Here is a 24,973-nt window from a genome sequence, read left to right on the forward strand (position 1 = left end):
GGTCCCCCTCCCCATTGAGGGCGTCGCCGGAACGTCGCGCGTACCGCGCTCGCGACTGCGGCGTACAGGACCGTCGTGGCGTACCGATTCTCCCAGTGGGCCCGCTCCCCGGCCCGTGGCATCCACATCGTGATCGGGCGTCCGTGCGCCACGGACCTGGCCAACGGCCTTGTGCGCGGCCGGTTCCGGGCGTGAATGGCCGAGTTGCGGCCGCGTCGGCCACACCGCCGAAGTGGTGAAACTCACAGTCGCTCGGGGTCGACGGTGAGCCTTCGGAAATCCAGCCGTTACGCCATCGGGGTGACGTGGCGGCCCCGCCGGCCCCGACAGGTAATACGAAACGCCCCGGGACCTGATGACGGTTCATCAGACATGATTCGGTCATGACATCCTTACGGGGGAGCCGAGATCTCAGTCCTCGTGGGCCCGCCGGGGCCGGACCGCCCGCCCTGTCCGGGTACAGCGGCCACGCCGGGCCCTCGCGGCCCGGACCGCGCACGCCCCCGCGCGCCGGCGAGATGCGCCGCTGCCTCGCCGTGGGCCTGGACTGCTATCTGTGCGTGCTCACGGCCGGGCTGCTGGCCAGGCCGTATGTGGACACCGCGTCCCTGCCCGAGGCCGCCGCCCTGCTGGCCGTCCCGGTGCTGGTGCTGTCGTTCGTCAACCAGGTCGTGCTCACCGCGTTCCTCGGTGCGGGCGCGGGCAAGCTGATCATGGGCATCCGGGTCGTGAGCCTGCCGGACGTCCGGCGCCCCGGCCCCGGCCCGCTGGTGCGGCGCTGGCTCTACGGACTGGCCTGGCTGCCGCTGCGCCCCTGGTACGGGCTGCGCACCAGCGGGCAGCGGGACGAGGCCGGCTGCCCGCTGGTGCGGACGTGCGAGGAGGGCGTCTCGTACGCGGACCCGCTCGGGCTGCGCCAGGTGCGCCGGGGCGACCTCGTGGCGTACCGCAGGGCCCTCACGGAAGGCCGGGCGGCGGCGGCCCGGGGCCTGTACTGAGCCCGGGCCGGGCACCGCCGCCGGGGGCGCGGGGCCCGCCGGCGGCGGTCGGGGACGGGTGCGGGGCGGGCACCGCCGCCGGGGGCGCGGGGCCCGCCGGCGGCGGTCGGGGACGGGTGCGGGGCGGGTCAGGCCGCGGCGTTCTCCGTGATGGTGACCTCGCCCTTGCGGATGGTGGCCAGACGCGGGGCGCGGCGGGCGATGGAGCTGTCGTGGGTGACCATGATGAAGGTGAGCCCGTGCTCCTTCCACAGGGCCTCCAGGACCTCCATGATCTCGTCGCGCATGGACTCGTCGAGGTTGCCGGTGGGCTCGTCGGCGAGGAGCACCTTGGGCTGCTTGACCAGGGCCCGGGCGATGGCGACGCGCTGCTGCTGGCCGCCGGACATCTCGCCGGGGACATGGCCGAGGCGCTCGCCGAGCCCGACGGAGTCCAGCGCCTCGGCGGCTCTTCTGCGCCGCTCGGCCGCCTTGACGCCGAGGGGGACGAGCGCGGTCTCCACGTTCTCCTGCGCGGTGAGCGTCGGGATGAGGTTGAAGCTCTGGAAGACGAAGCCGATGTTCTGGGCGCGCACCTTGGTGAGCTTGGCCTCGCTGAGCCTGGCCAGGTCCATCCCGTCGAGCTCGATGCTGCCCGCCGTGGGGCGGTCCAGGCCGCCGAGCATCTGGAGCAGGGTGGACTTGCCGCCGCCGGTGGGGCCCTGGATGACCAGGCGGCCGCCGTCCTCGATGGTGAGGTCGACGCCGGCGAGGGCGTGCACGGTGGACTTGCCGCGCCTGTACTGCTTGGTGACGCCTTGAAGCGTGTACATGGGGGTTCTCCTGACGGGGTGTGGGGTGCGGGCTACTCGACGCGGCGCAGCGCGTCCGCCGGGCGCAGCCGGGACGCGCGCCAGCCGCCGAAGGCGCCCGCGATCAGCCCGCCCGCCACGGCCAGGGCGACGGCGATCAGGATGATGGAGAGGGAGACGGGCGCGGTCAGCGCGATGTCGAGGGCCTTGGAGGCGCTCTGCCGGCCGAAGCCGGGCCCGCCGCCGCCCATCATGCCGCCGCGCATCCCGCCACCGCCGCCGGAGGAGCCGAGCTCCGCGGTGAGGGTGGGGCTGACGGCGGTGACCGCGTAGGCGCCGGCCAGGCCGATCCCGATGCCGAGGACACCGCCGATCAGGCCGTTGACCAAGGCCTCCCCGATGACCTGGCGGGTGACCCGGCCGCTCTTCCAGCCGAGGGCCTTGAGCGTGCCGAACTCGCGCACCCGGCGGCTGACGGCGGAGGAGGTGAGGAGCCCGGCGACGAGGAACGCGGCGACCAGGACGGCGATGGAGAGCCACTTGCCGACGCCGGCGGCCAGGTCGGACGCGGTGGACAGAGAGCCGGAGACGGTGTCCGCGAGATCGGCCGAGGTGGTGACCGTGGTGCCCGAGATGTTCTTCTGGATGGCCGACTTGACGCTGTCGATCTTCTGCGAGTCCGCGGCCTTCACGTAGACCGTGGTGACCTTGTTCTTCGAGTCGGAGAGGGTCTGCGCCTGCTGGAGCGGGATGTAGAGGTTGGCGGCCGCGTCGCCGCTGTCGGCCGTCGAGACGCCGACGATCGTGAACTCGGTGCCGTGGATGGTCACCGTCTTACCGGTGGAGAGGGTCTTCTCCTTGGCGTAGGCGGAGTCGACGACGGCCACCTTCGCGTTGGTCTCGGTCGTCTTGAACGTACGGCCGGAGGTGATCTTCGACGAGGTGAGCGGGCCGAGGTCCTGCTGGGTGACGTCGGTGCCGTACACCGTGTAGGAGTTGACGTCGAAGGAGGCGCCGCCGCCCCTGACCTCGCCCTGCGGCTGGCCGCTCCCGCCGCCGGGTCCGCGTCCGCCGCCCTGGCTCGTGCCGCCCTCCTGCTGGAACTCGCCGCGCTTGAACTGCCCGTCCACCTTCATGACGGACAGGCTCAGCCCGCCCACCGCACCGGCGACGCCGTCCTGCTTGCCGACCTTGCCGACGGTGGAGGAGGCCAGGGTCTGGAAGCCCTGGACCATGACCCGGTCGGTGCTCTGGGTCGCGTCGTCGTCGCTGTCCTTGGCGTCGAACTCGAACTTGGGGCGGCCGGTGGAACCGGACTTGGGCGCCGTGGCCGCCTTGGTGACGGTCATGTCCGTGCCGAGCCCGTACAGCGATTCCAGGACCTTGTCCTGGGCCTTGCTCATGCCCGAGGAGACCGAGCTGACGATGATGACCAGCGCAATACCGAGGGCGAGCCCGGAGGCGACGACGAGCGCCGCCTTTCTGCGGCGGCGCAGCTCGCGCCGGAGGTAGGTGAAGAACATGGCGCGAGGCTAGGAACGCCTCGTGATGGTGGGTTAAGGCCACCATGAGAGCGGGATGAGAACAGTGTGTACGCCGAAGGCGGCGGCACCGGGCCCGGTTGGGGTCGTGGTGCCGCCGCCTTCGGCGTACGGGGTGGGGATGCGGCCGGGGATGGGCCGGTCAGGCGTTGGAGCCCGCCGTCCACTCGGCCCAGCTCAGGTTCCAGCCGTTGAGGCCGTTGGAGGGCTGGATGGTCTTGTCGGGGGAGTTCTTCACGATGACGACGTCACCGATCATGGAGTTGTTGTAGAACCACGCGGCGGGCTGGTTGGCGTCACCGGCGCCCTTGACGTCCTGGAGGCCGACGCAGCCGTGGCTGGTGTTGACGCTGCCGAAGATGCCCTTGCCCCAGTAGTTGCCGTGGATGAAGGTGCCCGACGTGGACAGCCGCATGGCGTGCGGCACGTCCTTGATGTCGTACTCGCCCTTGCCGTCGTCGTCCGTGAAGCCGACGGTCGAACCGTCCATCCGGGTCTCCTTGTACTTCTCGGAGATCACCATCTGGCCGTTGTACGTCGGGTTGTCGGGCGAACCGGCGGAGATCGGGATGGTCTTGATCGTCTTGCCGTCCCGGGTGACGGTCATCGTGTGGGTCTTGGCGTCCACCGTGGAGACCTGGTTGCGGCCGACCTTGAAGGTGACCGTCTTCTGCTGCACGCCGTAGACACCGTCCGCGCCCTCGACGCCGTCGAGGGACAGCTTCAGGGTGACGGTCGAGCCGGCCTGCCAGTAGTTCTCGGGGCGCAGGTCGAGGCGCTGGTTGTTGAACCAGTGGCCGACGACTTCCTGGCCGCTGCTGGACGTCACCTTGATGCCGTCCTGGACGGCTTTGGTGTCGGTGATCGGCTTGTTGAAGTTGATCGAGACGGGCATGCCGACGCCGACGGTGGAGCCGTCCTCGGGGGTGAAGTTCCCGATGAAGCTCTTGTCGGGCGAGACGGTGGTGAAGGAGGAGTTCTCGTGGGCCTCGCGGCCCTTGGAGTCCTGCGCCGTCGCGCTGACCTTGTAGGTGGTCGAGCGCTCCAGCTGGGCGTCCGGCTTCCAGCTCGTGCCGTCGGCGGAGAGGGTGCCCTTGACGCTCTTGCCGTCCGCGCTGGTCATCGTGACGGCGGTCAGCTTGCCCTTGGTGACGGTGACCTTGGCGGCGTTGTTGATGCTCGCGTTGGCCGCGCCGTTCTTGGGCGAGATCGCTATCTGGGCCTCGGAAGTCTCCTGGGCCGCCGCCTTGTCGACGTCGGCCGCCTGGGACTTGGAGCTCTCGGGGCTGGGACCGCCCTTGTCGCCGCCGTCGTCACAGGCGGAAAGCACCAGTACGCCGCCGAGCAGTGCGGACGCGGCCATCAGGCCCTTGCGCCGCTTGCTGTCCGTCATCACACGCTTCTCCATCGTTGCCGAATCCCCAAAAACCCCGAGCAAGGCCGCCTACCGGCGAAACCCCGTCAATGTTCCAAGAACCCCTTGTACGGGATTCCCGTTCCACGTCCGTCGAATGTGTGGGGAACACCACTCATCGACGCCGTGCCGGGGGCGGTGGTTCCCGCTTCCGCGGCACGGACCGGCCCCGGTCCGCCACGAGCGGGCCGGGGCCGTGTTCCCACAGGTCAGACCCGCCGCTCGGTGCCGCCGTTGCCGTCGGCCTCACTTCCATTGTGCGGGACGCCCGGGGCGCCCCCGCCGATCACGTCCTGTCCGAAGCCCTCCTCGTACCCCTCGTCGCCGTCCTCGTCCCCGCCCTCGTCGAGGTCCCATCCGTCCGGGTCGTCGGGGTCGTAGTCGATGCTCTCGCTGCTCCAGGAGGCCTGGGCCAGCTCGACCCCGGGCACCTCCCCCACCAGGTCGAACGGGTCGATCAGCGAGGCGAGGGCCTCCGCTCCGTCTTCCCGTACCGCAGCCTCGGCATGCGTGCGTTCCTCGGCGTCCTCGCCGCCGGGTTCGCCGTACTCCGCCGCGAGGCTCTCCAGGGCCGTCCCGGCGAGGGCGTCGGGGTCGGTGATCTCCACCACCATGTCCACCCTCAGCCGGACGAAACGCGATGATCCAGATGTCTCGGAAGTGCTCATGGGGCGGAGCGTAAGTCCCGGCCGTCACGCCTTCCCCGCGACCCGCTGCGTTCACTAGCATCGGAACGAGCCGGACTCCCGGCCGTCGCAAAAGGGGACCGTTTTCCGTGGCCATCACCCGTCGCCCGCTTCTGACCGCCACCGCCGCCGGGACACTGCTGTGCGCCCTGTGGTTCGTCCCGTCGGCCAATGCCACGGACGATACGGGCAGCGCGCCCGGCAGCAGCACGACGAGGGCGGGCGGGGACGCGGACGCGGCGACGCTCGCCGAGACCGGCACGGGCACCACGCCGTATCTGCTCGGCGGGGTGGCCTTCCTGGGCATCGGCGCGGGCTTCGTGACGTACTCGTCCCGCCGCACGGGCCCGAGGCCCGCTCTCTGACACGCGGATACGGGGAGGCGGCCACCGGACCGGTCCGGTGGCCGCCTCCCCGTTTCGGGCCGTGCGAACCCTAGGCCAGCGGTCCTGTGACCGGCTCCACGGCCGAGACCACTCCGCCCGCCCGCACGAAGGCGTCGGCGGCGGCCAGGTCCGGCGACAGGAAGCGGTCCGGCCCCGGGCCCTCGACACCGGCCGCCCGCAGCGCCTCGATGACGGCGAGCGTGGCCGGGGCCGGGGTCAGGCCCTGCTGGGCGCGCAGCTCGACCGCACGGGTCGCCGCGTACAGCTCGACGGCGACGATCCGGGCGAGGTTGCCGACGGCGGTACGCAGCTTGCGCGCGGCCGACCAGCCCATGGAGACGTGGTCCTCCTGCATCGCGGAGGACGGGATGGAGTCGGCGGAGGCCGGGACGGCGAGCCGCTTCATCTCGCTGACCAGGGCGGCCTGGGTGTACTGGGCGATCATCAGCCCCGAGTCGACACCCGCGTCGTCCGCCAGGAACGGCGGCAGCCCGTGCGAGCGGTTCTTGTCGAGCAGCCGGTCGGTCCGGCGCTCGGTGATCGAGCCCAGGTCCGCGGCGGCGATGGCCAGGAAGTCCAGTACGTAGGCGACGGGCGCGCCGTGGAAGTTGCCGTTCGACTCCACCCTGCCATCGGGAAGGACCACCGGATTGTCCACGGCGGAGGCCAGCTCGCGGTCGGCGACGGTCGCGGCGTACGCGAGGGTGTCCCGGCCGGCCCCGTTGACCTGCGGCGCGCACCGCACCGAGTAGGCGTCCTGGACGCGCGGCGCGTCGTCCTGATGGTGACCTGTGAGGCCGGAGCCCGCGAGGACCCGCAGCATGTTGTCCGCGCTGGCGCCCTGGCCGGGGTGCGGGCGGATGGCGTGCAGCTCGGGGGCGAGGACCTTGTCCGTGCCGAGCAGGGCCTCCAGGGAGAGGGCCGCGGTGACGTCGGCCGAGGTGTAGAGCGTCCGCAGGTCGGCGAGGGCCATGACCAGCATGCCGAGCATGCCGTCGGTGCCGTTGAGGAGGGCCAGGCCCTCCTTCTCGCGCAGCTCGACCGGGGTGATGCCGTGCGCGGCGAGCAGCTCGCCGGCCGGGCGGACGGTGCCGTCGGGGCCCTCCGCGTCGCCCTCGCCCATCAGGGCCAGCGCGCAGTGCGACAGGGGCGCGAGGTCGCCGGAGCAGCCGAGCGAGCCGTACTCGTGGACGACGGGCGTGATCCCGGCGTTCAGCACGTCGGCCATGGTCTGCGCGACCTCGGGGCGTACGCCGGTGTGGCCGGAGGCGACCGTCTTCAGCCGGAGGAACATCAGCGCCCTGACGACCTCCCGCTCGACGCGCGGGCCCATGCCGGCGGCGTGCGAGCGCACGATGTTGCGCTGGAGCTGAGCGCGCAGCTCCGGGCTGATGTGCCGACTGGCCAGGGCGCCGAAGCCGGTCGAGACGCCGTAGACCGGCTCGGGCTTGGCTGCGAGCGCGTCCACGATCTCGCGCGCGGCGGCCAGCGCGGCCACCGCGTCGGCGGAGAGCTCGACACGGGCGTTGCCGCGGGCCACGGCGATGACGTCCTGAGCAGTGGTACCGGACGTCCCCACCACGACTGTATGCATATCCATATTCAGCAGCGTACGGATTGAAACCCTTCATGTCACCAGTGGAAGGCGGGTTGACCCCTTACGCCGGGCGCGGGCGTACGGGTCACGGCTCGGGGTGGTTCCCGCGCAGCCGGCGGCGGTCGTGCGGGGACTTCGGCGGGGAGTCGGCCAGCCGGATGACCTCGCCGTCCCGCCCCGCCACCACCGGGCGCGCGGAGCGGGCCGCCTTCGCCCGGTACTGGGCCGCGTCCGCCAGCCGGAACAGCCGCCGGGCCGAGACCTCGGGCCCGATGGGGTCGCCGGTGGACGCGATCCCGCAGGCGACCCCGTTGCCGAGTTCGAGCCCGGCCGCGCGCTCGCACAGTTCGGCGGCGACGGCGACCACCTCGTCCGCCTCGGGGCCCACCGCAAGCAGGCAGAACTCGTCACCGCCCAGCCGGGCCGCCAGCGCCCCGGGCAGTATGGCCGCGGACCGCGAGAGCACCGAGCCGAAACGTTCCAGCAGCCGGTCGCCGACCGCGTGGCCATGGGTGTCGTTCACCCACTTCAGCCCGTTCAGGTCGCAGACCACCAGGCTGATCACCGCCCCGTCCGCCCGGTGACGCTCCACCGCCTCGTCCAGCCGCATGTCGACGGCCCTGCGGTTGGCGAGGCCGGTCAGCGGGTCGGTGAAGGCGAGCTTGCGGACCTCCTCCAGGCGCTCGGTCTGGGCGAGCCCGGCGGCCACCACGGCGGCCAGCACGGTGGCGAAGTCGGCGTCCGCCCGCCCGAACACCGGCTCCCCCGTCGGCCGCGCCACGTACAGCTCGCCCCAGGCCCGCCCGTGCAGCACGATCGGCGCGACCACGCAGCAGCCCCGCCCGCGACGGCGCAGGGCCGCCACGCGCTGGTGGCAGTAGCCGGGCCCGTATCCGTGCGCCCCGGCCGCCCCGGGGCCGGGCTCGCCCTCCACCGGCCCCTCGGCGGTCTCCACCCAGGCGTCCGGCTCGCCGCCCCCGGCCCACCGCTCGTGCAGGAACTCGGTGATCTCCGGGAACCGGTGGACGGGGTAGACCTCCTCATCGGGGAACTCCTCCTCGCCCTCGGCCCGCGCCCCCGCGTTGACCAGGACGCGCAGCTGCCCGCGGTCGCGCTCCCAGACCGAGAGCGCGGCGAAGCTGCCGCCCAGCGCCTCGCAGGCCCCCAGGGCGGCCGCTCGCCAGCACCCCCGGGGGTCGTGCGCGGCAGCCATCGTCTGCGCCAGCGAAACCACAGCCCGCAGCCGTGCGTCGTCACCACCCATTGCGTCAGTTTAGGGGCGATATGGGCTGCGCGATCACTCGACGACTCCGGAGCGTGACCAGTCGACCCGGAAATGGATACCCAGGGTCACTCGCCGGGCCAGTTCGGCTTCCGCTTCTCGTTGAACGCGGCCACGCCCTCCGCCCGGTCCCCGGAGAAGGCCACCGACCGCCACGCGGAGTCCTCTACCTCCAGGCCCGCCCGCAGGTCCAGCCCGTGCCCGAGCCGCAGGGCCCGCTTGGCCGCGCGCAGCCCGACCGGCGAGTTCGCGGCGATCCGGCCGGCCAGGGCCAGCGCCTCGGCCCGGTCCTCACCCTCCGCCACCAGCTCATCGACCAGGCCCAGCTCGCGCGCCTCGGCGCCGGGCACCCGGCGGGCGCTGAAGATCAGTTCGGCGGCGCGCGCGGCCCCGACCCGGCGGGGCAGCAGCTGGGTGCCGCCGCCGCCCGGGATGACGCCGACGGAGACCTCGGGCAGGCCCACCACGGCGGTCGGGTCGGCGACGATCAGGTCGCAGGACAGCGCCAGCTCGAAGCCGCCGCCCAGCGCGAAGCCGTGCACCGCGGCGATCGTCGGCATGGGCAGCTCAAGCACCCCGGTGTAGGCGGCGCGCGCGGTGGGCCGCTGGCGGACCAGCTCGGCGTCGGTGAGGGAGTTCCGCTCCTTGAGGTCCGCGCCCACGCAGAAGGCCCGCTCGTGGCTGGAGGTGAGGACGGTGACCCGTACGTCCCGGTCGGCGGCGAGCGCGTCACAGGCAGCACCGATGGAGCGGGCCATGTCCGTGGACACCGCGTTCATGGCCTTCGGCCGGTCGAGGACCAGCTCGGCGACGTGCTCCAGGCCCTCGTGGACCCGTACGGCGACGAACTCCCCGAACCGCTGCTCGGACGTGACGGTCATAGCTGCACCCCTGTCGGTTAACGAGCGTTACCCGAGGGATCCTAGGGCTCCGCCCCGAAGGGGTGTGCGGAACAGGTCAGGACCTGCCGGTTCAGGACGCGCCGCGGCGGGCCAGCAGCCAGGGCTCGACCACGCCGAGGCCGCGGACCGGGCGCTGCCACATCGGCTGGAGCCCGTAGCGGTACTTGGGCACGGGGGCGATCTCGGCGTCCGGGCCCTCCTTCTCGGCCCGCTCGGCCGCCGCAGCGGCCTCCTCGGCCGCCCGCGCCTCCGAGACCGGGGCCTCGCCCGTACGCGTCAGCTCCTCGGCGAACGCGCCGTCGACGAGCACCGCGTCCTTCGGTGCTATCGAGGTGAGCCGGCTGGCGAGGTTCACGGTCGTGCCGAAGACATCGCCCATCCGGGTGGTGACCGTGCCGAAGGCGATGCCCACCCGGAGCGCCGGCATGGTCTCGTCCGCGGTCATCGCCTCGACGAGCCGCAGCGCGATCTCGGCGGCGGTGCCCGCGTCGTCGGCGGCGAACAGAACCTCGTCGCCGAGGGTCTTGATGAGCCGCCCGCCGTGCGCCGCGACCAGGTCGGCGCAGGTGGTCTCGAAGGACTCGACGAGCTCGCCGAGCTCCTCCTCCTCCAGGCGGCGGGTCAGCCGGGTGAAGCCGACGAGGTCCGCGAAGCCGACGGCCAGGCGCCGGTCGACCATCTCCTCGTCGTCGGCCGCCTGCACGACCCGGCCGGTGGCGGCGGCGAGCTGGCGCCGCCACACGTACACCAGGAACTCCTCCAGCTCGGGCAGGAGCAGTTCGACCAGCGGGTACGTGACCTCGGTGCGGGTCATGCCCGGTTCGGGGGGCTCGGTCAGGCCCTCCAGGAAGGAGTCGATCTGCCATTCGGCCAGCCGGGCGGTGGTCTGCCCGGTGGACCGGGCGACCTGGATCGCCATCGGCTCGCTGAGCAGCCCCGCCTCGACGAGACCGGAGAGCCGCCGCAGGGCCAGCACGTCCGCCTCGGTGAGCGCCTTGGCCTGGCCGATGTCCGCGAAGCCCATGGCCCGCCAGAAGCGGGAGGCCAGGTCCATCGAGACGCCGGCGGTGCGGGCCGCCTGGAACGGGGTGTACCGCCGGTCGGCGCCCAGGATCAGCTGTTCAAGCCGGATCGCGAGGGGATCGTCGGTCGGCTCGGCCGTGTGGTCGACTTCGTGGTGCGGCGTGGCGTGCACCGAGGGGTCCGGTGACTGCTGCGCGCCATCGCCGGAGGTCGTGTCGTCGACGGTCACCAGCCGCCTCCTGCCCGTTCCCTGCGCACTGCCCTGCCGATCTGTCCGTCGGTGGATCACCTCAACGATACGGCAGGTGTGCCCTACCTCACGTCCTCAGGGCACGCGGACGGGGCCCCGGCGGTTCAGGTCAGGCCGCCCTCCGCGCCGCGCAGGTGCACGATGTCGCCCGCCGAGACCGGCTCGCGGAGCCCGTTGCCGGTGGCCAGGACGATCCGGCCGTCGCCGTCGACGGCCACCGCCTCGCCGGTGAGCGTGCGGTCGCCGGGCAGCTGCGCCCGTACGGTGCGGCCGAGGGTCGCGCAGCCCGCCGCGTACGCCTCCTGGAGCCCGCTCGCCGCCGCGTCGCCGTCCGCGTCGCGCCAGAGCCCGTACCAGTGCTCCAGGGACCGCAGGACGCCCCGCAGCAGCGTCTCGCGGTCGGTGGATACCGCGCCGGCCAGGGCGAGCGATGCGGCGGTGGGGGCGGGCAGCTCGTCGGCGCGCAGCGAGACGTTGAGTCCGATGCCGATGACGACGCCGTCACCGGCCCGCTCCGCGAGGATGCCCCCGGTCTTGCGCTCCTGGCCGGATGGGGTCTCCCCCGGACGGAGCTTGTCGGAGTCCTTGGGGATGGTGACGAGGAGGTCGTTGGGCCACTTCAGGGCCATGTCGACGCCCGCCGCGCGCGCCAGCCCGGTGGCCGCGGCGACGCCGGTGAGCAGCGGCAGCCAGCCCCAGCGCTCGGCGGGGACGTTCCCCGGGGTCAGGTACACCGAGAAGAACAGGCCGGAGCGGGCCGGCGCCGTCCAGCTGCGCTCCAGGCGGCCGCGGCCCGCGGTCTGCTCCTCGGCGACCAGGACCGTGCCCTCGGTGAGGTCCGCCGCGCGCGCGGCGAGATCGGTGTTGGTGGAACCGGTGGACCCGACGACGTCGAGGGCGGTCCACAGCGCGCCCGGCCGCAGCAGTCCGCGGCGCAGCGCGGGAACGTTGAGGGGCGGCCGGTCCAGGTCCGACCAACGGCTCTGTGGCGCATCCGAAGGTGTCATGCAAGCCACCCTAGGTGTGTCAAAGGACGCACTGCCGAACGGTATCGGCGCCGATACGCTACGGATCAGTAGCTGTTCATCCGCTGATCAGCAGCCAAGTCGTCCCCGTGACCAGGCAGGGAGCCGCCACCCGATGTCCGAGCCGGAAGAGATCGACATCCACACGACCGCGGGCAAGCTCGCGGACCTGCAGCGCCGTATCGACGAGGCGACCCACGCGGGGTCGGCGCGCGCGGTGGAGAAGCAGCACGCGAAGGGCAAGCTGACGGCGCGCGAGCGCGTCGATCTCCTGCTCGACGAGGGTTCCTTCGTGGAGCTCGACGAGTTCGCCCGGCACCGGTCGACGAACTTCGGCATCGAGAAGAACCGCCCGTACGGGGACGGCGTCGTCACGGGCTACGGCACGGTCGACGGCCGCCCCGTCTGCGTGTACTCGCAGGACTTCACCATCTTCGGCGGCTCGCTGGGCGAGGTCTACGGTGAGAAGATCGTCAAGGTGATGGACTTCGCGCTGAAGACCGGCTGCCCGGTCATCGGCATCAACGACGGCGGCGGCGCCCGCATCCAGGAGGGCGTGGCGGCGCTGGGTCTCTTCGCGGAGATCTTCCGGCGCAACGTGCACGCCTCGGGTGTGATCCCGCAGATCTCGCTGATCGTCGGCCCGTGCGCGGGCGGCGCGGTGTACTCCCCCGCGATCACCGACTTCACGGTGATGGTCGACCAGACCTCGCACATGTTCATCACAGGGCCCGACGTCATCAAGACGGTCACCGGTGAGGACGTCGGCTTCGAGGAGCTGGGCGGCGCCCGTACGCACAACACCACGTCCGGCGTCGCGCACCACATGGCGGGCGACGAGAAGGACGCCATCGAGTACGTCAAGTCGCTGCTGTCGTACCTCCCGTCGAACAACCTCTCGGAGGCCCCGGCCTTCCCGGAGGAGGCGGACCTGACGGTCGGCGACGAGGACCGCGAGCTGGACACGCTCATCCCGGACTCGGCGAACCAGCCGTACGACATGCACACCGCGATCGAGCACGTGCTGGACGACGGCGAGTTCCTGGAGACCCAGGCCCTGTTCGCGCCGAACATCGTCACGGGCTTCGGCCGCGTCGAGGGCTACCCGGTCGGCATCGTCGCCAACCAGCCGATGCAGTTCGCCGGCTGTCTGGACATCAACGCCAGCGAGAAGGCGGCGCGTTTCGTCCGCACCTGCGACGCGTTCAACGTGCCGGTGCTGACCTTCGTGGACGTGCCGGGCTTCCTGCCGGGCGTCGACCAGGAGTACGGCGGCATCATCCGCCGCGGCGCCAAGCTGATCTACGCGTACGCGGAGGCGACCGTCCCGCTGATCACGGTGATCACCCGCAAGGCGTTCGGCGGCGCGTACGACGTGATGGGCTCCAAGCACCTGGGCGCCGACATCAACCTCGCCTGGCCGACCGCCCAGATCGCCGTCATGGGCGCCCAGGGCGCGGTCAACATCCTGCACCGCCGCACGATCGCCGCCGCCGAGGACCAGGACGCGACCCGCGCGGAGCTGATGGCGGACTACGAGGACGCGCTCCTCAACCCGTACGTGGCGGCCGAGCGCGGATACGTGGACGCGGTGATCATGCCGTCCGACACCCGGGCACACGTGGTCAAGGGCCTGCGCCAGCTCCGTACCAAGCGCGAGTCCCTGCCGCCCAAGAAGCACGGCAACATCCCCCTCTAGAAAGGGTCCTGGCCATGATCAAGGTCGTACGGGGCAACCCGACCCCGGAGGAGCTGGCCGCCGCGCTCGCGGTGGTCCAGGCCCGTGCGGCGGCGGTCTCCGCCGTGTCGTCCGGCACCCCGGAACCGCCTGCCGGCTGGTCCCACCCGAGCCGCCTGGCCCGACGAGGCCGCCACCTGCCGGGCCCGCGCGCCTGGGCCCGTACGTACTGGCCGGCATAGCCCTGGTGACGCGGTCGGGCGGCGGTTGAGTACGCGTACTCAGGCGCCGCCCGAGGCCCGCGCAGCAGGATCAAGTCATGCTCTGGTCCGACCCCGAGAACAAGCCCCCCAAGGAACTCCGCGACGCGCAGGACATGATGCGCCGCGCGGGCCTGATCCTGGCACTGGCCATGGTCGTAGCGATGCTCGTACTGGGCACGCGCTGATCACCCACCTGCCTCTCGCAGACGCAATCGCTCGCCCGGCGGGCGCTTCAAGCCCCTCCGGCGATTGAGGAGCCGGGGCCCGGGGGCAGCGCCCCCGCGACGAACCCGCACGGATCCCGCCTCCGTACCATGGCGGTCATGACCGCCCAGCGCCTCGTACTCGCCTCCGCCTCCCCGGCCCGCCTCGGCCTCCTCCGCCAGTCCGGCTTCCAACCGGAGGTCATCGTCAGCGGCGTCGACGAGGACGCCCTCACCGCCCCCACCCCCGCCGAACTCGCCCTCGTCCTCGCCCAGGCCAAGGCGGCCGTCGTCGCCGCGCTCCCCGAGGCCGCCGGCGCCCTGGTCATCGGCTGCGACTCCGTGCTGGAGCTCGACGGCGAGGCGCTCGGCAAGCCGGCCGACGCGGAGGAGGCCACCGCCCGCTGGAAGTCGATGCGCGGCCGGGCCGGCGTCCTGCAGACCGGGCACAGCCTGACGGACACCACGACCGGCCGCACGGTCTCGCGGACGGCGTCCACGACGGTCCGCTTCGGTGAGCCCTCGGACGCCGAGATCGCCGCCTACGTGGCCTCGGGCGAACCGCTGCACGTGGCGGGGGCCTTCACCCTCGACGGGCGGTCGGCGCCGTTCGTGGACTCCATCGAGGGCGACCCGGGCAACGTCATCGGCCTGTCGCTGCCGCTGCTGCGCCGCCTGCTGGGCGAGCTGGGGATCTCGGTCACCGACCTCTGGGCCTGAAGCCTTCAGGCGGGGGCGGGCGCGGCCGGCTGCTCGGGCTCCGCCTTCGGCTGGGGCTCCGGCTCCGGGCCGTACGCCACCAGGGCGAGCACGATGAGGCCGAGCACCACCATCATCCAGACGAACGCCGTCCAGCCGACGAGTCCGACCGTGAGCGCGCCGAGCACCCCGTGGACGACCGCGCAGCAGATGAGCACGATCCGCGCGACACGTCCCGGCGCCCGGTCGCGGGCACCGGCCAGCACGAGGATCACGGCGCACAGGAGCAGGAACAGCCCGGAGACGCCGCCGAGCACCCAGGTGCCCTTGGACATCATGTCCGGGTCCGTACCGGCCAGGGACATGTCCTGGTTCTTCACGACCGTGCCCATGACCACGTTGATGATCACAATGCCCACCGCTTCCACGGCCAGCACGAGCGCGGCTATGAAAGCCACCAGCCTGCGCACCACGGCGCTCACCCCCTGTTACCAGCAGTACGTGCGATAGCGCGGACCTTACTAACGGGTAATGGCCACGACAAGGGCCCGGGAGAACCCCGGCGCACCCCTAGTCGTCCGGGCTTTCGTGCGCCGGGCAAAGAATTGCCCACCCCTTAGTGGGAACCTCACAAAGAATCACGGTAAGTCGCTGCCCGTGCCGATAGAGACCTGGGCCACACCTGGTCGCTACTGTGCGGTTTCAGAACCCGGCGTACCGTGGTGGCACAAGGGATTTCGCGACTCGAGCACGCCTCGAATCACACTCCGTGTGGGCAAGCTCACCATTGGGGACGGGTCGTAGGACCGTGTCGGTTGTCCCTAAACTCAGCTTGTTTCAAGGAGGGAGCCATCGTGCGCAAGGTGCTCATCGCCAACCGTGGCGAAATTGCTGTCCGTGTTGCTCGGGCCTGCCGGGACGCGGGGATCGGGAGCGTGGCCGTCTACGCCGACCCGGACCGTGACGCTCTGCACGTCCGTGCGGCCGACGAGGCATTCGCTCTGGGCGGTGACACCCCGGCGGCCAGCTACCTGGACATCGCCAAGGTGCTTCAGGCGGCCAAGGACTCCGGGGCGGACGCGATCCACCCGGGTTACGGCTTCCTCTCGGAGAACGCCGAGTTCGCCCAGGCCGTACTGGACGCCGGTCTCACGTGGATCGGCCCGCCGCCGCACGCGATCCGGGACCTCGGTGACAAGGTCGCCGCCCGTCACATCGCGCAGCGCGCCGGTGCCCCGCTCGTCGCGGGCACCCCGGACCCGGTCTCCGGTTCCGAGGAGGTCGTCGCCTTCGCCTCGGAGCACGGCCTGCCGATCGCGATCAAGGCCGCCTTCGGCGGTGGCGGCCGCGGCCTGAAGGTCGCCCGCACGCTGGAGGAGATCCCGGAGCTGTACGACTCCGCGGTCCGCGAGGCCGTCGCCGCGTTCGGGCGCGGGGAGTGCTTCGTCGAGCGCTACCTCGACAAGCCGCGCCACGTGGAGACCCAGTGCCTGGCCGACACCCACGGCAACGTGGTCGTCGTCTCGACCCGTGACTGCTCGCTCCAGCGCCGCCACCAGAAGCTCGTGGAGGAGGCCCCGGCCCCCTTCCTGTCCGACGCGCAGAACGCCGAGCTGTACGCGGCCTCGAAGGCGATCCTGAAGGAGGCCGGCTACGTCGGCGCCGGCACGGTCGAGTTCCTGGTCGGTCTCGACGGCACGATCTCCTTCCTGGAGGTCAACACGCGCCTCCAGGTGGAGCACCCGGTGACCGAGGAGGTCTCCGGCATCGACCTCGTCCGCGAGATGTTCCGCATCGCCGACGGCGAGGAGCTGGGTTACGACGACCCCGCCTCGCGCGGTCACTCCTTCGAGTTCCGGATCAACGGCGAGGACCCGGGCCGCGGCTTCCTGCCGGCCCCCGGCACCGTCACCAGGTTCGACGCGCCGAGCGGTCCGGGCGTGCGCCTGGACGCGGGCGTGGAGTCCGGCTCGGTCATCGGCCCCGCCTGGGACTCGCTGCTGGCGAAGCTCATCGTGACCGGTGCGACGCGTGAGCAGGCGCTCCAGCGCGCGGCCCGCGCCCTGGCGGAGTTCAACGTCGAGGGCATGGCCACCGCCATCCCCTTCCACCGTGCGGTCGTGGTGGACCCGGCGTTCACCGCCGACCCGTTCCGCGTCCACACCCGCTGGATCGAGACGGAGTTCGTCAACGAGATCAAGCCGTTCGCCGCTCCCGCCGAGGCGGAGGCCGACGACGAGGCCGGCCGCGAGACGGTGGTCGTCGAGGTCGGCGGCAAGCGCCTGGAGGTCTCGCTGCCCTCCTCGCTCGGCATGAGCCTGGCCCGTACCGGCCTCGCGGCGGGCGCCAAGCCCAAGCGCCGCGCGGCCAAGAAGTCCGGCTCCGCCGTCTCCGGCGACACCCTCGCCTCCCCGATGCAGGGCACGATCGTGAAGATCGCCGTGGAGGAGGGCCAGGAGGTCAAGGAGGGCGACCTGATCGTCGTCCTGGAGGCCATGAAGATGGAGCAGCCGCTGAACGCGCACCGCTCCGGCACGGTCAAGGGTCTGGCCGCCGAGGTGGGCAGCTCGATCTCCTCGGGCGCCGTCATCTGCGAGATCAAGGACTGACGCTCTTCCCCGCCGGTGCCCCGGTCATGTCCTCGGACGTGACCGGGGCACCGGCGCATTCGGGGACGGGCGCCGCCCGCGCGATGGCATCCTGGAGACCGGGGAGACAGGAGGGACCGCACCATGGCGACGAGCACGACGGGGACGCCGGCCCGGCCCATGCGTGCCGACGCGCGCCGCAATCACGGCCGGTTGCTCGCGGCGGCCCGTACCGCCTTCGCGGAACACGGCACCGACGCGTCCCTGGAGGACGTGGCACGGCGCGCGGGGGTGGGCATCGGCACGCTGTACCGCCACTTCCCTACCCGGCACGCCCTGATGAGCGCGGTCTTCCAGGAGGCGGTGACCTCCCTGATCACCCGCTCCCGCGAACTGGCCGAGGCGGAGCGCCCGTGCGCCGCCCTGGTGGAGTGGCTGGGCGCGATCGTCACTCATGCGGGTGAGTACCGCGGCCTGGCGCAGGCCCTCATGTCGACGTGCCGCGACGAGAGTTCGGCGCTGGCCCGGTGCAACACACCGCTGCGCGAGGCGGGTTCGCTCCTCCTGACGCGCGCCCAGTCGACCGGTTCGGTCCGCCCGGACGTCTCGATCGACGACCTGATGCAACTGACCAACGCGATCGCACTGGCGGCGGAACAGTCCCCGGACGACCCCCAACTGGCGGACCGCCTGCTGACGCTGACGCTGCGGGGCTTGGCCACGAGCCCAAAATCCAGCCCCTCCGACGATTGAGGAGCGGGGGCCCGGGGGCAGCGCCCCCGCGCTACCGCCGCCGCAGATCCGCCACCCGCGCCCGGTCCCGGTCCCGCTCCACCGTCGACTCCCCCAGCGCCCGCAACGGCTGCCCCTGCGTACGCCGCTGCCCGGGCAACGGCATCTCGCGCCTGGCGGGCCGCCCGCCCGCACCCGATTCGGCGGCGGCCGACGAGGCCGCCCCCGCTCCCCCGCCCGCGACAGCGATCCGTACGCCCTGGTCCGCCAGCGCCTGGAGCTCCGCCGCCGCGCGGTCGTCGTGCGCGGCGGGCTCGTCGGTCACCAGATGGGTGATGAGGTCCGTCGGCACCGTCTGGAACATCGTGTCGGAGCCGAGCTTCGTGTGGTCCGCGAGGACCACCACCTCCGCCGCGGCCTGCACCAGCGCCCGGTCCACACTCGCGGAGAGCATGTTGGACGTGGAGAGCCCGCGCTCGGCGGTGAGCCCGTTCCCGGAGAGGAAGGCGCGCGAGACCCGCAGACCCTGGAGGGACTGCTCGGCCCCGCTGCCCACGAGGGCGTAGTTGGAACCGCGCAGGGTGCCGCCGGTCATCACCACTTCGACCCGGTTGGCATGGGCCAGCGCCTGGGCGACGAGCAGCGAGTTGGTGACGACGGTCAGGCCGGGGACGCGCGCGAGCCGGCGGGCCAGCTCCTGCGTGGTCGTACCGGCACCGACGACGATGGCCTCGCCCTCTTCGACGAGGCCGGCGGCCATGTCGGCGATGGCCGTCTTCTCCGCGGTCGCTAGATGGGATTTCTGCGGAAAGCCGGACTCCCGCGTAAAACCGCCCGGCAAGACCGCACCGCCGTGCCGGCGGTCGAGGAGTCCTTCTGCCTCCAGCGCCCGCACGTCCCGCCGTACGGTCACTTCGGAGGTCTGGACGACGCGGGCGAGCTCACGGAGCGATACCGCCCCGTTGGCGCGCACCATTTCGAGGATCAACTGACGACGTTCTGCAGCGAACACGAAACTGACAGTAACGTGACCGCGCGAGAGTTTTCAGCAGTTTGCGCCGAATAGCAGAAGTTGTGCACACAGGTGGCCACCAAGTGGTATAGGCGGCCGTCTTGTTGTCGTCTCCTGATCGGACTGCGTTCACACAAGGGCCCGACTTGGCGGGAGTTGCCGGGGAATGCCGGGCCCGCAACCGCTCCGGGACCGGCCTCCCGGGCCGGTTACGCCTCGCCCGTGCGCTTACGGCTGTGCAACTGGCGGGCCACTTCCGCGATCGATCCCGACAGGGACGGGTACACAGTGAAGGCGTTTGCGATCTGCTCGACCGTCAGATTGTTGTCGACCGCGATCGAGATGGGGTGGATCAGCTCGCTCGCCCGGGGGGCGACGACGCAGCCGCCGACCACGATGCCGGTGCCGGGGCGGCAGAAGATCTTGACGAAGCCGTCCCGGATGCCCTGCATCTTGGCGCGCGGGTTGCGCAGCAGCGGCAGCTTGACGACCAGGGCCTCGATCTTGCCCGCGTCCACGTCCGCCTGGCTGTAGCCGACGGTGGCGATCTCCGGGTCGGTGAAGACGTTCGAGGAGACCGTCTTCAGGTTCAGCGGGGCCACCGCGTCGCCGAGGAAGTGGTACATCGCGATCCGGCCCTGCATGGCGGCGACCGAGGCGAGCGCGAAGATGCCGGTGACGTCACCGGCCGCGTAGACGCCGGGGGCGCTGGTACGGGAGACCTTGTCGGTCCGGATGTGCCCGGAGTCCTTGAGCTGGACGCCGGCCTCCTCCAGGCCCATCCCGGCGGTGTTGGGGATGGCGCCGACGGCCATCAGGCAGTGCGTGCCGGAGATGACCCGGCCGTCGGCGAGGGTCACCTCGACCCGGTCGCCGACGCGCTTGGCGGACTGCGCGCGGGAGCGGGCCATGACGTTCATGCCGCGCCGCCGGAAGACGTCCTCGAGCACGGCGGCGGCGTCCGGGTCCTCACCGGGCAGCACGCGGTCGCGGGACGAGACGAGGGTGACGTGCGAGCCGAGGGCCTGGTAGGCGCCGGCGAACTCGGCACCGGTGACACCGGAACCGACGACGATGAGCTCCTTGGGCAGCTCGTCGAGGTCGTAGACCTGGGTCCAGTTCAGGATGCGCTCGCCGTCGGGCTGCGCGTCGGGGATCTCCCGGGGGTGGCCGCCGGTCGCGATGAGCACGGCGTCCGCGGTGAGCGTCTCCTCCGTACCGTCGGCGGCCGTGACGACGACCTGGCGGGAGCCGTCGGCGGCCTGGAGGCCCTCCAGACGGCCGCGGCCGCGCATCACACGGGCGCCCGCGCGGGTGACGGAGGCGGTGATGTCGTGGGACTGGGCGAGCGCCAGGCGCTTCACACGGCGGTTGACCTTCCCCAGGTCCACGCCGACCACACGCGCCGCCTGCTCCATGTGCGGGGTGTCGTCCGCGACGATGATGCCCAGCTCCTCGTACGAGGAGTCGAAGGTGGTCATCACCTCGGCCGTCGCGATCAGGGTCTTCGAGGGCACGCAGTCGGTGAGGACGGACGCGCCGCCGAGGCCGTCACAGTCGACGACGGTCACGTCCGCGCCGAGCTGGGCGCCCACCAGGGCCGCCTCGTACCCGCCGGGTCCGCCGCCGATGATCACGATCCGGGTCACGAAAAGTCCGCCTCGCGTTTCTCGTCCCACGGCCGTCTGCTGTCCCGGCCGGGGTCCGGGGGATCGCCCCGGGGGAATGCAGTACGTACTTCATTGTCCCGCACGCTTCAAGGTGCTTCGCCCCGGGGCCCTCCATCCGTGCGCCGGGGCGCGCGGCGCACGGTCGCGGCAGGCGGATCCCCCCCCTGCGCCCCACCCCCTGAACCCCCCTCTCGCGGGGGCCTTCCGCCCAGGAACCCGGCCTCCCGCCGCCACCTCCCGTACCCTCGATCACATGTCGCTCTACGCCGCGTACGCCGGCAACCTCGACGCGCGGCTGATGACGCGCCGCGCCCCGCACTCACCGCTGCGCGGCACCGGCTGGCTGAACGGCTGGCGGCTGACCTTCGGCGGGGAGCAGATGGGCTGGGAGGGAGCGCTGGCCACGGTGGTGGAGGCGCCCCGCTCGCAGGTGTTCGTGGCCCTGTACGACCTGGCCCCCATGGACGAGGACTCCATGGACCGCTGGGAGGGCGTCGGCCTCGACATCTACCGCCGCATGCGGATCCGGGTGCACACCCTGGACGGCGAGGAACCGGCCTGGATCTATGTGCTGAACGGTTACGAGGGCGGCCTGCCGTCCGCCCGGTACCTCGGCGAGATCGCGGACGCGGCGGACTCGGCGGGCGCGCCGCACGATTATGTGATGGAACTCCGCAAGCGCCCCTGCTGACCGGAGCGGCCCCCGGGCCGCCGCGGAAACGGCGACGACCTGCCCCTTTGACGTCCGGCCCGGGCTCCGATTGTCGGAACACACGAACGAATGCCGCAAGACTCTGTACAGGGGCATCTACGCGCGTAGGGATTCAGCGGTTACCCTCATCCGCGTGAACGCATCTGTTATTCCGGACCACATCCAGGGCGACCCGTACGCCGCCGCCGCCGACGCCGCCGCCCGCCTGCGCGAGCTGACCGGTGCCGAGACTCACGACGTCGCCCTCGTGATGGGCTCCGGCTGGGCGCCCGCCGCGGCGGCGCTCGGCGTTCCGGCCGCCGAGTTCCCGGTGACCGCCCTGCCCGGATTCCCGGCACCCGCCGTCGAGGGCCACGGCGGCACGGTCCGCTCGCACGTGATCGGCGACAAGCGGGTCCTGGTCTTCCTGGGCCGCACCCACTTCTACGAGGGCCGCGGCGTCGCCGCCGTCGCGCACGGGGTGCGTACCGCGGTGGCCGCGGGCGTCCGGACCGTCGTCCTGACGAACGGCTGCGGCGGCCTGCGCGAGGGCATGCGCCCCGGGCAGCCGGTCCTGATCAGCGACCACATCAACCTCACGGCGGCGTCCCCGATCGTCGGCGCCAACTTCGTCGACCTGACGGACCTGTACTCGCCGCGGCTGCGCGCCCTGTGCAAGGAGATCGACGAGACGCTCGAAGAGGGCGTGTACGTGCAGTTCCCCGGCCCGCACTACGAGACGCCGGCCGAGATCGGCATGGTCCGCGTGATGGGCGGCGACCTGGTCGGCATGTCCACGGTCCTCGAAGCGATCGCCGCCCGGGAGGCGGGGGCGGAGGTCCTGGGTCTGTCGCTGGTGACGAACCTGGCGGCGGGGCTGAGCGGGGAGCCGCTGAACCATGAGGAGGTTCTGCAGGCGGGCCGCGATTCCGCTACGCGGATGGGGTCCCTGCTGGCGCGGGTGCTGGACCGGATCTGAGGCTGTCCTGGGGGCGCTGCCCCCAGACCCCCGCTCCTCGATCGCCGGAGAGGCTCAAAGGTAGCCCCGTCGGCGTTCGAGGCGCGGGGCCCGGGGCAGCGCCCCGGTTTCGTACGCGCACCGCACACGAAAGGCACCCCGTGACGACACCCCCGGACCTCCTCGCCCGCGCCAGCGCCTGGCTCGCCGAGGACCCCGACCCCGACACCCGTGACGAGCTCGCCGCGCTCATCGACGCCGGGGACACCGACGAGCTCGCCGCCCGCTTCACGGGAACGCTCCAGTTCGGCACCGCCGGGCTCAGGGGCGAGCTGGGCGCCGGCCCCATGCGCATGAACCGCGCAGTGGTCATCCGGGCTGCCGCCGGCCTCGCCGCGTACCTCAAGGACCAGGGGCAGGCGGGCGGTCTCGTCGTCATCGGCTACGACGCCCGTTACAAGTCCGCCGACTTCGCGCGGGACACCGCCGCCGTGATGACCGGCGCCGGCCTGCGGGCCGCGGTGCTCCCCCGCCCGCTGCCCACCCCCGTGCTCGCGTACGCCATAAGGCACCTGGGCGCCGTCGCCGGCGTCGAGGTGACCGCCAGCCACAACCCGCCCCGCGACAACGGCTACAAGGTCTACCTCGGCGACGGCTCGCAGATCGTGCCGCCGGCCGACGGCGAGATCGCCGCCGCCATCGCCGCGGTCGGCCCGCTGGACACCGTCCCGCGCCCCGAAAGCGGCTGGGAGACCCTGGGCGACGAGGTCCTGGAGGCGTACCTGGCGCGTACGGACGCCGTGCTCGACGCGCGGTCGCCGCGTACCGCCCGCGTCGTGTACACGGCGATGCACGGCGTCGGCGCCTCCGTGCTCACCGCCGCGTTCGACCGGGCCGGCTTCCCCGCCCCGGTGCTCGTCGCGGAGCAGGCCGAGCCGGACCCCGCGTTCCCCACCGTGGCCTTCCCGAACCCCGAGGAGCCCGGTGCGATGGACCTCGCGTTCACCACCGCGCGCCGCGTGAACCCCGACATCGTCATCGCCAACGACCCGGACGCGGACCGCTGTGCCGTCGCCGTGCCGGACCCGGCGGCCGAGGGCGGCTGGCGGATGCTGCGGGGCGACGAGGTCGGCGCGCTCCTCGCGGCCCACCTGGTGCACCGGGGCGCCACCGGCGTGTTCGCGGAGTCGATCGTCTCGTCCTCGCTGCTGGGCCGCATCGCCGAGAAGGCGGGCCTGGGGTACGAGGAGACCCTGACGGGCTTCAAGTGGATCGCCCGCGTGGAGGGGCTGCGTTACGGGTACGAGGAGGCGCTCGGCTACTGCGTGGACCCGGAGGGCGTCCGGGACAAGGACGGAATCACGGCCGCGCTGCTCGTCGCCGAGCTCGCCTCCGTGCTCAAGGAGCGGGGACGTACGCTCCTGGACCTGCTGGACGACCTCGCCGTGGACCACGGGCTGCACGCGACGGACCAGCTGTCGGTGCGGGTGGAGGACCTGACGCTCATCGCGGACGCCATGCGCCGGCTGCGCGAACAGCCCCCGGTGGCCCTCGCCGGGCTCAAGGTCGCCACGGCCGAGGACCTGTCGCGGGGCACGGAGCTGCTGCCGCCCACGGACGGGCTGCGCTACCACCTCGACGGCGCCCGGGTGATCGTCCGCCCGAGCGGCACCGAGCCGAAGCTGAAGTGCTACCTGGAGGTCGTGGTGCCGGTCGGCTCGGCCGCCGGGCTCCCGGCGGCACGCGAACGGGCCACGGAGCTGCTCGACGGCATCAAGCGCGACCTGGCGGCCGCAGCCGGCATCTGAGCCGGCCGGTATCGGAGAGAGACACGGGGGCGGGCCTGCGGGCCCGCCCTCAGCCGATCGCGCCGAGGACCACGAGCAGCACCAGGCCGACGACGGCCGGCGCGATGACCTCGTACGCCCAGCGCACCGATGCCTTGGGCGCCTCGGCCACGGCCGTGTCGCCCGCCCGCTCGGACAGCTCGCGCAGGTCCGCCACGGCCTGGTCGGCGACCGCCGTGCGGGCCTCGGTGTCGCGTACGTCGGCGCTCGTGGACGTACGGCTGTAGGGGTCGTCCATCGCCCGCCGGTGCTGCCGGCGGGCGGCCTTCTTGCGCTGCCGCAGCGACACGGGCACGGACCAGAGCTGGAACTTCTTGCCGTCGTGGGTGAACAGCTCGCTCGAATACCGGGCGCGCACATCGGCGACGTCGCTCCACGGCAGCGTGATCGTGCGGAACGGGTTGCGGATGCGGATGCGCAGGTCGTTGGCGGCCACCACCGGGCGCACGGTGAAGGCGACGATCAGCGGCACGGCGAACAGCATCCCGGCGAGCGCCATCCACGGCGTCCGCCCGCTGCCCCGGGCGATGGCGTCGGCTCCGATCAGGCAGACGAGCAGAAGCAGCAGGGCGCCACCGGCCAGCCCGGCGGGCGACCGGAACGTCCGGTCGGCGTAGGTGGGCTCTTCGGGAGGCGTGGGGCTCGTCATGAGCCCGATTGTGCCTGACGCGCCCGCACGGCGCGGTGGCGGCCGCACCGGAGACGGTGGAGGGGCGCGGGAACCCCCGGTGACCTGG

The 24,973-nt window shown here is 72.3% G+C and carries 24 protein-coding genes; 11 read left to right on the forward strand and 13 right to left on the reverse strand.

All coding sequences use genetic code 11. The features are described 5' to 3' along the window. Window positions 1–383: 383 nt before the first annotated feature. Complete coding sequence (locus BLW14_RS11380; RefSeq protein WP_371128067.1) at window positions 384–998, forward strand: RDD family protein; 615 nt, start codon at window positions 384–386, stop codon at window positions 996–998. Between the two features lie 128 nt (window positions 999–1,126). Here the strand turns inward: BLW14_RS11380 and BLW14_RS11385 are convergent, their stop codons facing one another. From BLW14_RS11385 to BLW14_RS11400, 4 genes are all read right to left on the reverse strand, one after another. Next, window positions 1,127–1,810, reverse strand: coding sequence for an ABC transporter ATP-binding protein (locus BLW14_RS11385; RefSeq protein ID WP_093706814.1), 684 nt, complete (start codon window positions 1,808–1,810; stop codon window positions 1,127–1,129). 32 nt (window positions 1,811–1,842) lie between these two features. Further along, window positions 1,843–3,312, reverse strand: coding sequence for an ABC transporter permease (locus tag BLW14_RS11390; RefSeq protein ID WP_093706816.1), 1,470 nt, complete (start codon window positions 3,310–3,312; stop codon window positions 1,843–1,845). A 160-nt stretch (window positions 3,313–3,472) separates the two neighbouring features. After that, window positions 3,473–4,723: a L,D-transpeptidase gene (locus BLW14_RS11395; RefSeq protein WP_177153953.1), complete on the reverse strand. Its 1,251-nt coding sequence runs from the start codon at window positions 4,721–4,723 to the stop codon at window positions 3,473–3,475. 230 nt (window positions 4,724–4,953) lie between these two features. After that, entirely contained in the window at window positions 4,954–5,358 is a 405-nt protein-coding gene (locus tag BLW14_RS11400; protein ID WP_177154211.1) for a hypothetical protein, read from the reverse strand. A gap of 161 nt (window positions 5,359–5,519) precedes the next feature. Here BLW14_RS11400 and BLW14_RS11405 point away from each other — a divergent pair, with 161 nt between their 5' ends. After that, entirely contained in the window at window positions 5,520–5,795 is a 276-nt protein-coding gene (locus tag BLW14_RS11405; RefSeq protein WP_093706822.1) for an LPXTG cell wall anchor domain-containing protein, read from the forward strand. Window positions 5,796–5,865: 70 nt separating this feature from the next. Here BLW14_RS11405 and hutH read toward each other — a convergent pair whose 3' ends face one another. From hutH to BLW14_RS11430, 5 genes are all read right to left on the reverse strand, one after another. Beyond that, complete coding sequence (hutH, locus tag BLW14_RS11410; protein ID WP_093706824.1) at window positions 5,866–7,410, reverse strand: histidine ammonia-lyase; 1,545 nt, start codon at window positions 7,408–7,410, stop codon at window positions 5,866–5,868. Window positions 7,411–7,498: 88 nt separating this feature from the next. Next, complete coding sequence (locus tag BLW14_RS11415) at window positions 7,499–8,677, reverse strand: GGDEF domain-containing protein (protein WP_093706826.1); 1,179 nt, start codon at window positions 8,675–8,677, stop codon at window positions 7,499–7,501. Window positions 8,678–8,763: 86 nt separating this feature from the next. After that, window positions 8,764–9,576 carry an enoyl-CoA hydratase/isomerase family protein gene (locus BLW14_RS11420; protein ID WP_093706828.1) on the reverse strand — a complete coding sequence of 271 codons (813 nt, stop codon included), beginning with the start codon at window positions 9,574–9,576 and terminating at the stop codon, window positions 8,764–8,766. 91 nt (window positions 9,577–9,667) lie between these two features. Next, window positions 9,668–10,849 (reverse strand): adenylate/guanylate cyclase domain-containing protein, encoded by a 1,182-nt coding sequence (locus BLW14_RS11425; RefSeq protein ID WP_093706830.1) that lies wholly within the window; start codon window positions 10,847–10,849, stop codon window positions 9,668–9,670. Between the two features lie 125 nt (window positions 10,850–10,974). Next, window positions 10,975–11,877, reverse strand: a complete 903-nt coding sequence (locus tag BLW14_RS11430) for a biotin--[acetyl-CoA-carboxylase] ligase (protein ID WP_093706832.1) — start codon at window positions 11,875–11,877, stop codon at window positions 10,975–10,977. Window positions 11,878–12,010: 133 nt separating this feature from the next. Here BLW14_RS11430 and BLW14_RS11435 point away from each other — a divergent pair, with 133 nt between their 5' ends. The 4 genes from BLW14_RS11435 (at window position 12,011) to BLW14_RS11450 (ending at window position 14,759) form a co-directional block, all read left to right on the forward strand. Continuing rightward, complete coding sequence (locus BLW14_RS11435; RefSeq protein ID WP_093706834.1) at window positions 12,011–13,594, forward strand: acyl-CoA carboxylase subunit beta; 1,584 nt, start codon at window positions 12,011–12,013, stop codon at window positions 13,592–13,594. Between the two features lie 14 nt (window positions 13,595–13,608). Then, window positions 13,609–13,815 (forward strand): acyl-CoA carboxylase epsilon subunit, encoded by a 207-nt coding sequence (locus tag BLW14_RS11440; protein WP_018519110.1) that lies wholly within the window; start codon window positions 13,609–13,611, stop codon window positions 13,813–13,815. 77 nt (window positions 13,816–13,892) lie between these two features. Continuing rightward, the gene (gene mmpB / locus BLW14_RS35105; protein ID WP_093706836.1) at window positions 13,893–14,021 is read left to right on the forward strand and encodes a morphogenic membrane protein MmpB; all 129 of its coding nucleotides are present in this window, start codon (window positions 13,893–13,895) and stop codon (window positions 14,019–14,021) included. A gap of 129 nt (window positions 14,022–14,150) precedes the next feature. After that, window positions 14,151–14,759 carry a Maf family protein gene (locus BLW14_RS11450; RefSeq protein ID WP_093706838.1) on the forward strand — a complete coding sequence of 203 codons (609 nt, stop codon included), beginning with the start codon at window positions 14,151–14,153 and terminating at the stop codon, window positions 14,757–14,759. 5 nt (window positions 14,760–14,764) lie between these two features. Here the strand turns inward: BLW14_RS11450 and BLW14_RS11455 are convergent, their stop codons facing one another. Further along, window positions 14,765–15,220: a hypothetical protein gene (locus tag BLW14_RS11455; RefSeq protein ID WP_093706840.1), complete on the reverse strand. Its 456-nt coding sequence runs from the start codon at window positions 15,218–15,220 to the stop codon at window positions 14,765–14,767. Window positions 15,221–15,592: 372 nt separating this feature from the next. On the opposite strand from BLW14_RS11455, the gene BLW14_RS11460 reads away from it, so the two are divergent. After that, complete coding sequence (locus tag BLW14_RS11460; RefSeq protein ID WP_093706842.1) at window positions 15,593–17,347, forward strand: acetyl/propionyl/methylcrotonyl-CoA carboxylase subunit alpha; 1,755 nt, start codon at window positions 15,593–15,595, stop codon at window positions 17,345–17,347. A 123-nt stretch (window positions 17,348–17,470) separates the two neighbouring features. Then, on the forward strand, window positions 17,471–18,079 hold the full coding sequence (locus BLW14_RS11465; RefSeq protein WP_093706844.1) for a TetR/AcrR family transcriptional regulator: 609 nt from the start codon (window positions 17,471–17,473) through the stop codon (window positions 18,077–18,079). Between the two features lie 31 nt (window positions 18,080–18,110). Here BLW14_RS11465 and BLW14_RS11470 read toward each other — a convergent pair whose 3' ends face one another. Continuing rightward, the gene (locus BLW14_RS11470) at window positions 18,111–19,034 is read right to left on the reverse strand and encodes a DeoR/GlpR family DNA-binding transcription regulator (RefSeq protein ID WP_371128120.1); all 924 of its coding nucleotides are present in this window, start codon (window positions 19,032–19,034) and stop codon (window positions 18,111–18,113) included. Window positions 19,035–19,279: 245 nt separating this feature from the next. Beyond that, window positions 19,280–20,719 (reverse strand): NAD(P)H-quinone dehydrogenase, encoded by a 1,440-nt coding sequence (locus BLW14_RS11475; protein WP_093706848.1) that lies wholly within the window; start codon window positions 20,717–20,719, stop codon window positions 19,280–19,282. A gap of 274 nt (window positions 20,720–20,993) precedes the next feature. Between BLW14_RS11475 and BLW14_RS11480 the strand changes: the two genes are divergently transcribed. The 3 genes from BLW14_RS11480 to BLW14_RS11490 all read left to right on the forward strand — a co-directional run bounded on the left by BLW14_RS11480 (window position 20,994) and on the right by BLW14_RS11490 (window position 24,197). After that, a complete protein-coding gene (locus BLW14_RS11480) occupies window positions 20,994–21,431 on the forward strand; it encodes a gamma-glutamylcyclotransferase family protein (protein WP_018519118.1) in 438 nt (145 codons plus the stop codon). A 154-nt stretch (window positions 21,432–21,585) separates the two neighbouring features. Next, window positions 21,586–22,410, forward strand: coding sequence for a purine-nucleoside phosphorylase (locus BLW14_RS11485; RefSeq protein ID WP_093706849.1), 825 nt, complete (start codon window positions 21,586–21,588; stop codon window positions 22,408–22,410). A 140-nt stretch (window positions 22,411–22,550) separates the two neighbouring features. Then, complete coding sequence (locus tag BLW14_RS11490) at window positions 22,551–24,197, forward strand: phospho-sugar mutase (RefSeq protein ID WP_093706851.1); 1,647 nt, start codon at window positions 22,551–22,553, stop codon at window positions 24,195–24,197. Between the two features lie 49 nt (window positions 24,198–24,246). On the opposite strand, the gene BLW14_RS11495 is transcribed toward BLW14_RS11490, so the two are convergent. Further along, the gene (locus tag BLW14_RS11495; RefSeq protein ID WP_093706853.1) at window positions 24,247–24,885 is read right to left on the reverse strand and encodes a PH domain-containing protein; all 639 of its coding nucleotides are present in this window, start codon (window positions 24,883–24,885) and stop codon (window positions 24,247–24,249) included. Between the last annotated feature and the right edge of the window lie 88 nt (window positions 24,886–24,973).

Source organism: Streptomyces sp. 2131.1, assembly GCF_900105515.1.
GTDB lineage: Bacteria > Actinomycetota > Actinomycetes > Streptomycetales > Streptomycetaceae > Streptomyces > Streptomyces drozdowiczii.

Excerpts from the sequence above, each read along its gene's own strand:
- BLW14_RS11380 (WP_371128067.1), top strand. The coding sequence starts at position 384 with ATGACATCCTTACGGGGGAGCCGAGATCTCAGTCCTCGTGGGCCCGCC.
- hutH (WP_093706824.1), bottom strand. The coding sequence starts at position 7,410 with ATGCATACAGTCGTGGTGGGGACGTCCGGTACCACTGCTCAGGACGTC.
- mmpB (WP_093706836.1), top strand. The coding sequence starts at position 13,893 with ATGCTCTGGTCCGACCCCGAGAACAAGCCCCCCAAGGAACTCCGCGAC.
- BLW14_RS11440 (WP_018519110.1), top strand. The coding sequence starts at position 13,609 with ATGATCAAGGTCGTACGGGGCAACCCGACCCCGGAGGAGCTGGCCGCC.
- BLW14_RS11415 (WP_093706826.1), bottom strand. The coding sequence starts at position 8,677 with ATGGGTGGTGACGACGCACGGCTGCGGGCTGTGGTTTCGCTGGCGCAG.
- BLW14_RS11420 (WP_093706828.1), bottom strand. The coding sequence starts at position 9,576 with ATGACCGTCACGTCCGAGCAGCGGTTCGGGGAGTTCGTCGCCGTACGG.
- BLW14_RS11395 (WP_177153953.1), bottom strand. The coding sequence starts at position 4,723 with ATGACGGACAGCAAGCGGCGCAAGGGCCTGATGGCCGCGTCCGCACTG.
- BLW14_RS11480 (WP_018519118.1), top strand. The coding sequence starts at position 20,994 with ATGTCGCTCTACGCCGCGTACGCCGGCAACCTCGACGCGCGGCTGATG.
- BLW14_RS11470 (WP_371128120.1), bottom strand. The coding sequence starts at position 19,034 with ATGGTGCGCGCCAACGGGGCGGTATCGCTCCGTGAGCTCGCCCGCGTC.
- BLW14_RS11430 (WP_093706832.1), bottom strand. The coding sequence starts at position 11,877 with ATGACACCTTCGGATGCGCCACAGAGCCGTTGGTCGGACCTGGACCGG.
- BLW14_RS11400 (WP_177154211.1), bottom strand. The coding sequence starts at position 5,358 with ATGGTGGTGGAGATCACCGACCCCGACGCCCTCGCCGGGACGGCCCTG.
- BLW14_RS11450 (WP_093706838.1), top strand. The coding sequence starts at position 14,151 with ATGGCGGTCATGACCGCCCAGCGCCTCGTACTCGCCTCCGCCTCCCCG.
- BLW14_RS11385 (WP_093706814.1), bottom strand. The coding sequence starts at position 1,810 with ATGTACACGCTTCAAGGCGTCACCAAGCAGTACAGGCGCGGCAAGTCC.
- BLW14_RS11495 (WP_093706853.1), bottom strand. The coding sequence starts at position 24,885 with ATGACGAGCCCCACGCCTCCCGAAGAGCCCACCTACGCCGACCGGACG.
- BLW14_RS11435 (WP_093706834.1), top strand. The coding sequence starts at position 12,011 with ATGTCCGAGCCGGAAGAGATCGACATCCACACGACCGCGGGCAAGCTC.
- BLW14_RS11465 (WP_093706844.1), top strand. The coding sequence starts at position 17,471 with ATGGCGACGAGCACGACGGGGACGCCGGCCCGGCCCATGCGTGCCGAC.
- BLW14_RS11390 (WP_093706816.1), bottom strand. The coding sequence starts at position 3,312 with ATGTTCTTCACCTACCTCCGGCGCGAGCTGCGCCGCCGCAGAAAGGCG.